Origin of the sequence: Streptomyces guryensis, assembly GCF_021261325.1 — a bacterium.
Classification (GTDB): Bacteria; Actinomycetota; Actinomycetes; order Streptomycetales; family Streptomycetaceae; genus Streptomyces; species Streptomyces guryensis.
The window spans coordinates 20603-33090 of record NZ_JAJSBI010000018.1 but is presented as its reverse complement, the minus strand read 5'-3'; the positions used below and the strand labels follow the sequence as shown (position 1 = coordinate 33090).

The window sequence follows — 12488 nt, the reverse complement described above, 5'->3', positions numbered from 1 at the left end:
CCCGGCCCGTCAGGCGGGAAGGGCCCGGTACGGTCGTCCGGCCCATTCCCTCGTCCGGCGGTACGCCCGCCAACCACGAGTCCGCGCTCCCTCGGCGAACGGCGCGACGGGGGCGCCCTCTCCACGGGTCCACAGCGTGAAGCGTTCCCGCCCGGTGTCGGCCCGCACCATGAGCCGGGCGAACCACAGCGGATCGTCCCGGACCGAACTGAAGGCGGAAGCCCGGATGGCGGCGGCCGAGGTCCAGCCGGCCTCCCCCACCATCGCGCGAACCCGGCGGCTCGAATAGCCGTGCGGGTACGCGAAAGAGGTGAGGGAATGCCCAAGGGCGTCCTCCAGCTCGCGCTTGCATCCGCCGACTTCCTCCCTCACCGCCTTGCGCGGCAGGGTGTCGAGCTGCGCATGGCTCCTGCTGTGCCCACCGATCTCGACGCCTGCCGCGTCCAGCTCCCCGACCTGGGCCCAACTCAGCATCGCGACGGACGGAAAGGGTCCGCGACGTGACGGCGTACCGGGGTTCGTCAGGGCATTGGTGGTGACGTACAAGGTGGCGGGAAGCCCCCTTGCGGCGAGCAGCGGAGCCACCGTGGACGCGAAGTCCGCGTATCCGTCGTCGAAGGTGAGCACGGCGCACCGGGGCGGCAGTTCGGGGCCGCCGTGCAGCGCCGCGACCAACTGCCGCAGCGGGACCAGGTGCAGGCCGTTGTCGGCGATCATGTCCAGGTGCTCCACGAACGTGCGTGGACTCACCGTGTACGGAGCAAGCCACGCGGGTGGGTCGCAGGACACCGCGTGGTAGAGGAAGACGGGTATGGCGTTCACGGGCCGTCCCACAGCGCCTGGACCGATACCGGCGGACGCCAGGTGAAACGCCCGGGGCCCGGGGCCCGGAGCCGTCCGACGAGATAGCCGGTGCCGGTGACGCACACTCCTGCGGCCAGCGCCCCCAGGGTTCGCACGGCACCGGGGCGGCCGGTCCGGCTCAGGCTCCGGACGAGTGCCCGCGGAATGGTCGACCGCAGATAGGCGCGTTCGCTGGCCAGGGCGGGCCCGGTGCCGTCGTACCGTGCCACCAACGCCTTGCTCAGCCCCTCGCCATAGCAGCGGGACCGGAAGTAGGACCAGCGGGTACGGGCTTCCGGGACCCGATGGCGCACCTCCGCGTCCGGCTCGTAGACGAGGATGGCGTCCGGGCGGCGGGACGCGATCCGCAGACACAGCTCCGTCTCCTCGCACCCCGCCGTCGGCCGGGTGCCCACCCGCCCGAGGGTCGTGAGGAAGCCGCCTACCGCAAGCAGCTCCGTTCTGCGGAAGGACATGTTGGCTCCGATGAAGTTGCGTACCGCGGCGGTGTGCTCGGGCAGCCCCCGGTAGGAGCAACCGACCACCCAGTCGAACTCCGGGGGGAACCACACCGGCCGCCGGGTGGACCAGCGGGGTCTGACCAGTCCGCCGACGCCGGCCACCCTGGGGTTGGCGTAGTGCGCCAGCAGACGGGCGGTCCATTCCGGTTCGGCGGCCGCGTCGTCGTCGAGGAAGGCGACCACGTCGCCGTGCGAGGCCGCTACGCCCGTGTTGCGTGCCCCGGACAGTCCACGGGGCCCACGACTGGGCAGGACCCGGACCGCCGGCATCGCCTGCGACGCCCGCTCGTACAGGGCCCGGCAGTGGTCGACGACCAGCACGACCTCGTCCGGGGGCCGGTTCTGGGTCAGCACCGACGCGATCGCGCCCCGCAAGTCCTCCCACCGGTCCATGGTGTACGCGCAGACGACCACCGACAGGGTCGGGCCAAAGTGAGCGGCGGACATCGTGTCGTTCATAATGGCCTCTGGGTTGCCGAACGATCCGGCCTCGTCTGCGGCGCGGCGCCCCGGCGCAAGCTCCGATGGGCCCGCGCCACGTCTATGGCCACGCCCGGTGGAGCGAGTCGCCCGCGGAGATAGCCGCAGGGGCCGTATGCCATCCCGCGCGCCTCAAGAAGGGCCAGTCGTCCGGACCAGGCGGCCTCGGGATCGGCGCTCCGTTCACGTGTCCTCGTCACTGCGTGGCGGATGCCGCCCGGAATCCGGTGCAGCAGGGCAGGAAGGCTGCGCGGATTCCGCAGCACGGCGCCTGTGAGGTAAGCGGCGAACCCGGCGCCGTATCCGAAAACCTGTGCCTCCAAGGCTGCCTGTGTTCGGTGGTGCCGGTGCCAGACGACGGCGCCCGGCTGGTAGGCGAGCGCGTGACCGGCGGTCAGGACCTCGAAGAAGGCGAGCAGATCATCACCACCGCGGGCCGGGGTGCCGACGCCGGTCGCGGGGTCGAAACCGCCCATGGAGCGGAGTACGTCGGTACGGAAGGCCATGTTGGCGCCGGAGCCGAAGTGCCCCGCCGTGAAGGGGAACAGCGGGTCCGGCGGCGGATCGGCCGACGACCAGACACGAGGCTCATATCCCTTGGCGAAGCCACCTTGTCGCTCAAGAGCGATCTGCGCCGGGGTCTCCAGCTCAGCGGGGACGATCAGCCCGGTGACACAGCCGATCCGTGAGTCGTCCTCGAACGTCCCGGCCAGGGCGGACAGCCATCCCGGGTCGACGAGGGTGTCGTCGTCCGTGAAGGCGACGAGGGATCCGCTGGCGCGCGCCAGCCCTCGGTTGTGGGCGCGGGCCAGGCCGGCGACGGGTTCGTCGACGTAACGGACCTGTTCCAGGAAGACTCCGCGGACCAGGGCCTCGGCCGCACCGTCGGCCGGGGCGTTGTCGACCACGATGATCTCGAACTCGGGGTAGTCCTGCCGCAGCAGCGAGTGCAGGCAGCGGCGCAGTTGCTTCGGCCGGTCGTGGGTGGCCACGATCACGCTGATGGCGGGTGGCCGCTGGGTCGCGTGGCGCTGCCGGCAGGGCCAACCGTCGGTGCCTGCGTCCGGGGCTGCGGCCCGGTCCGCGGCCCGGTGCCGGGCTGCGCGCGCCGCGAGTTCCTCCTCGGCGGCGTGTGCGACCGCCCGCCACAGACCATCGGCCCCGGAGAGGTCCGCTGCACTGACCATGCCGAGCGGATGACCGTGCAGTCGCACGAGGGCTCGCACGCGCCCCTGCGGTTCGGCCAGCAGCGGCCCGGCCGGGAGCCTGAACTCGCCCGGCCGGGCCAGGTCGACGTCGACCACTCGGACCGGGGCGAGAACGGGGGCGGGGCGCATGGCGACAGACGTCATGAGGCGCTCCGCACGCCCGCGGTGGCGGAGTGTGCGCCCGGCCGCTCGGAGAGCAGAGTGTGCAGCACCCGGCGCCCGTCGGATATGGCGTGCAGGTTGGAGGAGCCGCTGCGCCGAGGCAGTTCGAGGCTGGGGACCTCCGCGATGCGCAGCCCTGAGCGCAGGGCGTGCACGATCATCTCGGTCTCGATCTCGAAGCCGGAGGCGTGCAGGTCCAACTGGTCCAGGAAGCTGCGCCGGAAGGCGCAGAAGCCGTAGCAGAGATCGGTGAGGGAGGTGTGGTAAAGCCGGTTGACGGCGGCCAGGAGTACATGGTTTCCCATCCGCCTGAAGCGGGTGATGTCCAGGGAGCCGCCCCCCGCGACGAATCTCGAACCCTTGACGAAGTCGTAGCCGTGCTCGAGGAAGTGCAGAAAATGCGGGATCTCCGCCGGCGACATGCTGCCGTCGGCATCCATCATCACCACATAGTCGCCGGTCGCGGCGAGGAAGCCGGTGCGCAGGGCGTTTCCCTTGCCGGGGCCGTTCTGCCGGACGAAGCGCACGCTCGGCAGGCAGTGCCGGGCCATGGGCACCGTCGCGTCGACGGAGTCCCCGTCGACGAGGATGACCTCGTCCACGCTCTCCGGGATCTGCTCGAAGACCCAGGGGATGTTCCGGGCCTCGTTGCGCGCCGGCACGACCAGGCTCACAGTGGCGGGCTTCCTGCCGCCGTTCCCACTGTCGGTGATCGGGTCGCTGTACATAGTCAGGTGCCTCCGAACGAATACGCCATACGCATACGGCGTATATTCACACTTTCGTCCGGTTTGCCCCTCACGTCAAGAGAAAGTAAGGACGCTGTCGTCTCGATGCCGGTCCGTCACTGCTGCCAGACGCGCACCCAGTCGATCTTCATCTGTGCCGAGTTCACGGAGCGCGGCGGGACCTGCGGAACGCCGACGGCCAGATTGAACAGGAGCTCCATGGGAACCTGCGGAACGCGCTGAGCCCCGGTCAGGCGGAAGCGCTCGACACCATCCACGAACCAGGTCAGTTCGTCGGGCTTCCAGAGCAGCGCGAAGACGTGGTACCTGGCGGGGAAGTCGATCGGACCGTACTTCTTCTCCGCTTGCTGTACGAAACCGCTCATCCCTCGCCAGTGCACATTCATCAGGACCCGCTGCGTGGTCCCGAAGAACTCCATGATGTCCAGTTCCGGGGGGACATACCGGGACGCGGGCATCATCCAGAAGGCCGGGAACATACCGGCCTGCGCGGGAATCTTGACGGCAGCCTCGAAATACCCGTAGGTGAAGGTCCGACGGGGACGAGCATCCCAGTTGTCACGACCTGTGGAGATCATGCCCGAGACCCAGGGGTAGTCCCGGCCGTCGCTGCCCCGAGTGGTACGGCGGTCGGCCCTCAGGGTGAGCGCTCCTCCCTCCAGTGAGACCTGGCCGGGGAGGTACCACTCCTTTTCTTCGTTGCCGCCGTTGGTGCACCCGTTCACATTCCAGTCGTAGCAGGTGGCCCAGCGGTCGGTGTCGAGTTTCGAGCCCTGGAAGTCGTCCTGGAAGACCAGCCGCCAGTGTCCCGGCGGCTTCGACTGTGAAGTCGTCGTGTGGCCACCGCTGTCGCCGCCACCCCCACCGCCGTCGCCGACACCACTGCGGCAAGCCACCGCGAGCAGCAGCGCACCTGCGGCCAGCGCCCGCTGTACCCGACGCCACCGCACGGTCACCTCCGGATCCCGGCCACGACCGCGGCGGCGATCCGACGGGCGATGGGGCCGGCGGCGGTGAATGCGCCCATGACCGGCCCAGCGTCCCGTTCCCGCACGGATGGCCCGGTCCGGTCAGCGGCAGCCGGCGACGAACCATCGTCCGGAGCGGCTCGGCGTGTCGGACCACGGGTGCCGCGAGGACGCGGCAGCAGCGCCAGGAGTGACGTGAGGACGGCGAGTGCGAGCAGCGCTCGGGTGATGGTGAACACGCCGCTCAGGAACAGGACCTCCGCGACGAGCACCGACAGCGACATGCTGACCACGAGAGCCAGGACAGCCGTCTCCAGGAAGATCGCCGGATCCGTGGCACGCGAAGCCGGCGGGCACCGCAGTAGGGCTGCCAGTCCCGGGCAGACCAGCAGGAACGCCGTCGTGAGGATCACGCGCAGGACGGCGGCCTCCGGCAGGAGGGCGACCGCCGCCAGGGCCACCCAGCCGGATGCCGCGAGCCCCCAGCGCAGCGGGCTCATGGCCCCGCTCCCCCTGCCGGATTCGCATACACATAGACGACAGCGTCCCTGTTGCGGTAGACCGGCGCGAAGCCCGGTGCCCGAGCCATGGCGGCGTCCATCCGCTGCGTCGTGTCAGCGGGCAGGGTCCCGTTGAGGTATGTCTCGGCAGTCTGCGCGCGGCTCAGGATGATGTAGGCCGGTTGGCGTGTCGTGGCCCCTTGGATGAAGGGCTCAAGGCCGGACACCGGATCTCTCACCAGCTCTCGCCGGGCATGGATGTCCTGCTCGTCCATTTCCACCCGGGGATGCTCGTCGTAGTGCGTGAACAGGCCGGGCACCGCCGAGGTGACGGAGATGATCAGGGACTCGGGTGGTGCCGTGGCCGTGACGAAGTGGGCGGCGGCGACCTCGTCCTTGGTGAAGTAGTTCGCCGCCTCCTTGCCGTAGTAGCCGAAGACCAGCCCGCCGAGCATGGCCATGAGCAGCGGATACGAGACGAGGACGTGGAGACGCGGCCGCCTGCCCCACTGGAAGAGCAGGGCGGCGATGAGGAAGGCGGCAGCCGGGAGTGCGAACAGATAGGAGCGGAGGACCATCTCACCGCCGTAGGCGTTCGCGACCAGGAGCGGCAGTGGCGACAGTACGAGCAGCGGGAGGCCGGTGCGGCGGACCCAACGACGACGCACGAAGGCCACGGCCGCCAGCAGGAAGACGGCGGCGGACAGGGCACGGTCGACCCAGGACACCACGACCTGTCCCGGCGCCGAGGTGCCCAGCGCGGCCAACCCCGAGACGACGTTGGTGCGGGGCTGCACCAGCGACTGGACGAAATTGTTCAGATTGGCCGAGATGTAGGGGCGCGCGACGGTGGAGTCCCAGACCAACGTCAACAGCGCCGCACCGGCCAGGACAGGCAGGACCACACGTCGGTTGCGGCGTGGAATCGACAGCGCCACGAGCGCGCTGATCAGCATCAGCGGTGTCAGCGGGTGGGAGGTGACGATGGCAGCCGCGATCAGCAGCACCATGACCAGCCTGGCGACAGGCCAGGGCGCGGGCGGGCCGTCCGGACGGTGCGGTGTGTGCAGTTGTCCCATGACCAGCGCGATCAGGGTCACGAACAGCAGAAACGCAAACGCCTGGGGCGCGAAGTAGTCCTGCCCCACCCAGGAGCACGAGTAGTAGATCCACGCGGCTCCCCAGACCAGTCGGCGGTCATGGGTCACCGTCCTGTACAGCAGCAGCAGGGGGACGAGCAGCAGGGCGTTGAAGACGGGCGGGGTCCAGGCTGCGTAGGCGAGCGCCGACTGGAGGCCCGTTGCCTTCAGGAACAACGCGTTGAGCTGGAAGAAGCCCGGCCATTGGTTGTAGAGGGAGAGCTTGTCCGCGTTCGGAACCGTCCCGCCGTTGCGGATCACCGCGTCGATGATCGCGACGTGCTTCCACGCCCAGCCGTAGCGCAGTGTCGGGTAGAGCAGCGTGGGTGTTGCATGGAGGACCGCGATCAGCCCCAGGACATAGCCGGCGAACCAGCCGCTTCCGGTGCGCCGGTCGATCATGGACAGACAGAAGCCGAGGGTGAGCAAGCCGAGGGCGACCCAGTAGAGCGCCGGCAGCACCTGCAGGAGGCCGTAGTCGTGCATCCCGCGCAGGTTCACATGGCGCAGGGACAGCAGCCAGAGGCCGAGCGCGACAGGCAGAGCCGTCCATGCCGCCCACTGGCGTGCCGTGGCGCGCTGCAGACGGCGCCGGTTGGCCACCGCCGCGACCGGCCATCGCACCGCGGCGCTGGTGAGGGACGCCCCGCGGTTGCCCACCGGCATGGTGCCCTTGCCCATGGAGACGCCTCCACGATCGCACCCTTTTTAGACTGAAATAAGATGACAGCGACGAGAATCACGTTACTTCCGTTTGCCGTACACGGCAGTTCGCGCCGCGGCCCGTGCGGGAACAGCCGAGCGAGGACAGTTCTGCAGTGAGGGAGAGCCGTGAGCTCACGACCGAGGTCCAAACGACCGGGACCGGGGCTCCGATCCAAGATGAAGCCGATCGCGGGAGCCGTCGTGCTGGCGAGCCTCCTGTCCGCGGCGGGCTGCGACGCGCCGAAAACGACGCACCACGCCATCCCCCGCCCTGACCACATCGTCGTGGTGGTGGAGGAGAACCGCTCATACGGCGACATCATCGGCAGCCCGCAGGCCCCCTACCTCAACCAACTGGCCCGGCGAGGTGCCTCCCTCACCGAGTTCTACGCCATCACCCACCCGAGTCAACCCAATTACCTCTCACTCTTCTCGGGCTCCGGGCAGGGAGTCGTCGGGGACTCGTGTCCCTTCAACAGCACGGCGCAGAATCTCGGTTCCCGGCTCCTGAAGTCGGGGCTCACCTTCGCCGGTTACGCCCAGAGCATGCCTCGGGTCGGCTTCACCGGTTGTACCAGCGGCGCTTATGCGCGCCGGCACAACCCATGGGTGGACTTCGGAAACCTCCCCGCCTCCGTCAACCGCCCATGGACCCACTTCCCGCGCGACTACTCCCGGCTGCCGACTGTCTCGTTCGTCGTTCCGGACGTGGATCACGACATGCACAACGGCAGTGTGCGGACAGCCGACACCTGGCTCCGGGACAACCTCGGCGACTACGCGCGCTGGGCGGCGGTCCACAACAGTCTGCTGGTGGTGACGTGGGACGAGAGCTCCGACGGGACCAATCACATCCCGACGATCCTCGTCGGCGCGCACGTCCGGCCAGGCGCCCACACTCAGCCGAACAACCTGTTCGGACTCCTGCGCACGCTCCTGGACGCCTACGGCTTGAAGTCCCTCGACCACAGCTCCGAGTCCGACCCCATCGACGTCTGGGAGTCGAGCGCGTCACGCGCCGCGACGTGATCCTGGGGGCGGCCCCCGCGGGGCGTACTACAGCCCTGGCAGCCAGGAGGACCTGCGCCACCACAGGACTCCCGCGGCGGCGGTCTGAGCCAGGAGCCACGCCGCTCCCACCCCGGTGATGCCCATGACGGGCAGCAGGACGTAGGTGAGAACGGTGGCCAGCGTGCACACCGCCCCGAGGATGCCCACCAGCAGGCGCAGCCGACGCTGGACCCGGCACATGCTGACGGCCGCGACCGTCACGATGTTGGGCAGGGCGGACAGTGCGGTCAGCCGGAGGAGGTTGGCGCCGTACCGGGCGTACTCCGGTCCGAAGATGCGCAGGATCAGCGGCGCGGCAACACACAACAGGGTGACGCCGCCCACCAGCAAGGCACCGGTGTGGCGAAGTACCAGCTTGCAGTGAGCGGCAAGCCGGGACGGATCGTTGGTCGCCTCCACTATGAGCGAGGCACCCATGTTCGTGTTCAGCTGGTAGAGCGAGAAGGCGACGAGCCAGGCGAGCGAGAAGTAGGCGGCCTGCCTGGCGCCGAGATGGTTGAGGACGATGATCGGCAGGGACGCGGTGGCGGCCAGCCAGAACAGGGCCGCCAGGTAGTCCGCGATGATGTAGCTGCCGGTGGGGCGGCTGGTGTCCGCGCGATCGTCGGTCGGGGCGTCGGCACGCCGGGGCAGAAACCGGGCGAAAAGCAACGTGTTCGTCAGCGCGATGGCGACGACGACCGCGAGGGCCCAGGACCACAGGATCCCCGTGGCCGCCAGGAAGGCCAGGAGCACCACGAACCCTATCTTCACCAGGGCGAAGACGAGGTTCTCCAGCACCACCCAGCCGGGCCTGCGCAAGCCCGTCAGCACCCCGTCCTGCAGCACGAAGATCGCGTAACCGATGGTCGCCAGCACGTAACCGCAGGCGGCAAACGGGTGGCGGAGGAACATCAGGCCCGGCGACACGGCCGGGATCAGAAGCACCCACCCGACGGCGAGGACGGCTGTGGTCAGACACGCGGCCAGATAGGCGGCGGCGACCAGGCGGCGGCTGCGATGCCCGGCCCCCGGAGTGAACCTGATCATTACGTTGGCCATATTGAGCTGGCCCACTCCGGCCAACAGCATCATCGCCGCCACCGCGGAGTAGTTCCGCCCGAGGCTGTCGACGCTGTAGGAATGGGCGGCCACCGCCCAGTACAAGGCTCCCAGGAGCGAGGTGAGCAGCGAGCTCAAGGTCAGCATGTGACCGTTGCGCACCACCGTTTCCAACGACCAGATCTCCAGCGAGCGGATGCGCCGGGGCCCGATGTCCGGCCCCCGCTTCAGCAGGCGGGTGATGACGGGACTTCTCATCATGACCGCCTCTGCGGCCCGACCGCCGCGGCCCCTGGAGCCGGTGCCGCGGCGGCCGGGCCGTCCGTTCCCGAGGACCCGGCCATGGCCGCGCGGGCTCTGGCGAACCGGGCCAGCCGGCCAGGCATCCCCGCCCAGCCGGCCTCGGACACGGCCAGGAGCGCCGTCAGGGCCGCATCGGCGGGTGACAGCGCGGGCGCGCAGCAGACAGGGCAGGAACCCGGGACGTGCCCGAGCAGCCGGCCCACCGCGTCGGCCAGCCCGACCTGGTACGGCCGACGCAGTACCGGGAGCCCCGCCGCCCGTACCGCGGGAGCCGCATTGCCCGGCGCACAGCCGTACCGGGCCCGCCGCAGCAGCGGGATGTCGGTGGCGCTGTCGCCCACGGCGAGCACGGGGCGAGTTCCCGGCGGGGCGCCGAGCCGTTCCAGCAGCGCCTCAAGGCCCGTCCACTTGTCCACGCCCACAGGAACGAAGTCGGTCTGCGTCTCGCCCTGTACGGCAGTGAAGCCGACGGCCTCCTGGCCACCGCTCACCTGGCGCACGGTCCGGGCGTCGAGCGCCGTACGGCCCGCACCGCATCCCCGGCACGCGCGCAGGCAAACGCGGTACTGGGAGTCGAGCGTCACGGACGGCAGCCCGGAGAGCACTCGGGCCAGCGCCGATCGGCCGTGCCCGGTCACGAGCGGAGCGCAATGATCGCGCTCGGCGTCGTACACGACGGCGCCGTACTCGGCCACACCGCCGAGCAGCCCGTACACACGGCAGCGGTCGCGCACCTCTGGCACGGGACGCCCGGTGGCGAGGAGCACCTGGTACCCGTGGGCGCGCAGCCCGCGCAGGGCCAGCATTCCGGTCGGCGAGGGCGCGGCGACACCGAACAGGTCTGACTCCAGGACGCCATCCACGTCCAGTACGCACCATGCCTGTGAGGGCGGTGCGGACGAGGCCGCGAACGTGACGTCATCGAGGTCACCGAGGTAGAGACCGGCGAGATATCGCTGGACCGCCCGAGATCGCGCCCGCCGGGCGGCAGCCTCGTCCATACCGGTGCCCGCACCCGAGCAGAGCAGCCGCTCGGCGTTCCAGCCGAGCGCAGCCCCGTACACGCACCACCGCGCGGCCGGTACCCGGGTGCCGGTGAGACGCTCGTAGTCGGCCAGCAACTGGTCCTCGTGCTCGGGCAGGGCCTGCGTGGCGCCCGCCAGATCGTAGGCCGCGTCGTATTCGGCCAGGTCCAGATGGCTGAAGTGCCCGTCGTCGAAGTCGGTCTTAGTCCAACCCTCGGGGCCGTGCCACCAGCGTCCGAACACCATGTGCCCGTCCGCCAGGGACGCTGACGAGGTGCGCAGCAACTCGCGCAGCAGCGGGTCGATCAGCAGCGGGCGCAGGGGGGCGGCCAATCGGCCACACCTGTGGGCGAACAGCCGTGCGCCGACCTCCCAGACCGGTTGTCGGCCCGTCAGCAACGGGCTGCGGTCCTCGTTCAGCGGCAGACGCTCACGGCGTTCGATGACATAGCGAAGGACGTCCGCCGCCGGCACCAGTTCCGTGGGGACGGGGTCCGACGATCGGCCCGGCTCCGCGGGCTGCCGTTCCCAGAGCAGCACTCCGTCGTGGAACCCGTGGACCTGTGGCACCAGCCCGTCGAGCGCCCGAGCCGCCGCAAGGCTGTGGCGTCCGAAGTACCCGGTCCCCGCGCCCTGCGCGACCAGGTGCATTTCCCGGTCCCCGCGGTCGGTGTGCGCCAGGACCGTGAACGGCACCTCCAGATGGCTCCAGCGGGAGGGGTGTCCCGGCTCGGCGGCCGACAGGCCGAGCACCTCATGGTCCGGCAGGAGGGCCGCCAGGGTGCGGTGCAGCCCCTGCTTCCGCAGCCGCTCGCGGATGTACCAGTCGCCCGGGGGCAGTACGACGCTCGGGTGGGCGGCGATGGGTGCGGGAACCGGCCGGTCGTCGAAGGCGGCGAAGAGCATGACGACCCGTTCGGCGGGAAAGCCGGTCCGCAACAGCCCCTGTGCCACCGTGGCCAGACTGTCGCCGGAGCGCGGCGGATCGTCGATCAGGAGGACGAGGGCGCCGTCGCGCAGGGCGGAACGCAGTTCCGCGTGGTCCGCCCGCGAGCCCGCGCCTGCCGGTCTCGTCGTGCGGACTGCGACACGCGCGTAGCCCTCGGCGCGGAGAGCGGCCCCGGTGAGCGGCGCCAGGTAACTCCCCGACGTACGCAGTCCGATCACCATGAGGCGGCGGCTCCGATCGGGGTACCGGTCGATGAAGCGTGCGACCAGCTCGAGAACGTCACGGGGATGCTGGTCGAAGCTGCGGAAGCAGGAAGGGGACCTCAGGGTGCTGCCTTCCAGCAGAGCGGCGGCAGGCTCCGGCCCCTCTGTGCCGAGGCGCTCCAGCAGTGTGGACACCCGCCCGGTGAACGCGCCCCGGTGGGCCGTGCCGTACGAACCGGCCGTCACGGCGCTCGCGAGTGCGTCGGTCAGCTGTCGCACGACCGACAGCCAGGACCGAAGGCAGCGACTGGCGGGCGTAAGTCCGGCGGTGGCCACGGCGCTGTTCAGGACGAGGCGCACCAGGGGCCTGGCAGCAGTGTCCTCGAGCTGCTGTGCGGCTCGGCTGAGCAGCCAAGGGGTGCCGTTCAGGCGGTCCTCGCAGACCTGGACGATGCCGGCCGCGAAGAGGTAGGCGTCGAGGGCGTCGCCGCGCACTGAGGCGTCCAGCAGCCCTCGATGCAGCTCCGCCACACCGGCGCAGAGGTCGGGAACCACCTGCCGGGGGGTACGAGTGCTGCCGTGAGAGATCGGGACCACTCCTCTCGTCGTGAACCGCTCGCG

General features: G+C 70.1%; 10 protein-coding genes. 1 reads left to right on the top strand and 9 read right to left on the bottom strand.

What is annotated here, in order from left to right; translation table 11 throughout:
* Window positions 1–9: 9 nt before the first annotated feature.
* The 7 genes from LJ657_RS30325 to LJ657_RS30295 form a co-directional block, all read right to left on the bottom strand.
* On the bottom strand, window positions 10–822 hold the full coding sequence (locus LJ657_RS30325; protein ID WP_232652034.1) for a polysaccharide deacetylase family protein: 813 nt from the start codon (window positions 820–822) through the stop codon (window positions 10–12).
* A complete protein-coding gene (locus tag LJ657_RS30320) occupies window positions 819–1811 on the bottom strand; it encodes a glycosyltransferase family 2 protein (RefSeq protein ID WP_232652033.1) in 993 nt (330 codons plus the stop codon). Before LJ657_RS30320 ends, LJ657_RS30325 begins: the two co-directional genes overlap by 4 nt.
* Window positions 1812–1819: 8 nt before the next feature.
* Window positions 1820–3196, bottom strand: a complete 1377-nt coding sequence (locus LJ657_RS30315) for a glycosyltransferase family 2 protein (RefSeq protein ID WP_232652032.1) — start codon at window positions 3194–3196, stop codon at window positions 1820–1822.
* Window positions 3193–3942: a glycosyltransferase family 2 protein gene (locus LJ657_RS30310; RefSeq protein ID WP_232652031.1), complete on the bottom strand. Its 750-nt coding sequence runs from the start codon at window positions 3940–3942 to the stop codon at window positions 3193–3195. Before LJ657_RS30310 ends, LJ657_RS30315 begins: the two co-directional genes overlap by 4 nt.
* Before the next feature lie 116 nt (window positions 3943–4058).
* Window positions 4059–4913 (bottom strand): glycoside hydrolase family 16 protein, encoded by an 855-nt coding sequence (locus LJ657_RS30305; protein WP_232652030.1) that lies wholly within the window; start codon window positions 4911–4913, stop codon window positions 4059–4061.
* A gap of 2 nt (window positions 4914–4915) precedes the next feature.
* Window positions 4916–5431 (bottom strand): hypothetical protein, encoded by a 516-nt coding sequence (locus LJ657_RS30300; protein ID WP_232652029.1) that lies wholly within the window; start codon window positions 5429–5431, stop codon window positions 4916–4918.
* Window positions 5428–7251 carry a glycosyltransferase gene (locus tag LJ657_RS30295; RefSeq protein WP_232652028.1) on the bottom strand — a complete coding sequence of 608 codons (1824 nt, stop codon included), beginning with the start codon at window positions 7249–7251 and terminating at the stop codon, window positions 5428–5430. The genes LJ657_RS30300 and LJ657_RS30295 overlap by 4 nt, the downstream gene beginning before the upstream one ends.
* Window positions 7252–7476: 225 nt before the next feature.
* Here LJ657_RS30295 and LJ657_RS30290 point away from each other — a divergent pair, with 225 nt between their 5' ends.
* A complete protein-coding gene (locus tag LJ657_RS30290) occupies window positions 7477–8304 on the top strand; it encodes an alkaline phosphatase family protein (protein WP_232652027.1) in 828 nt (275 codons plus the stop codon).
* Between the two features lie 27 nt (window positions 8305–8331).
* Here LJ657_RS30290 and LJ657_RS30285 read toward each other — a convergent pair whose 3' ends face one another.
* Together LJ657_RS30285 and LJ657_RS48710 are read right to left on the bottom strand one after the other, a co-directional pair.
* The gene (locus tag LJ657_RS30285) at window positions 8332–9645 is read right to left on the bottom strand and encodes a lipopolysaccharide biosynthesis protein (RefSeq protein WP_232652026.1); all 1314 of its coding nucleotides are present in this window, start codon (window positions 9643–9645) and stop codon (window positions 8332–8334) included.
* Complete coding sequence (locus LJ657_RS48710; protein WP_232652025.1) at window positions 9645–12422, bottom strand: HAD family hydrolase; 2778 nt, start codon at window positions 12420–12422, stop codon at window positions 9645–9647. The genes LJ657_RS30285 and LJ657_RS48710 overlap by 1 nt, the downstream gene beginning before the upstream one ends.
* Window positions 12423–12488: the final 66 nt, after the last annotated feature.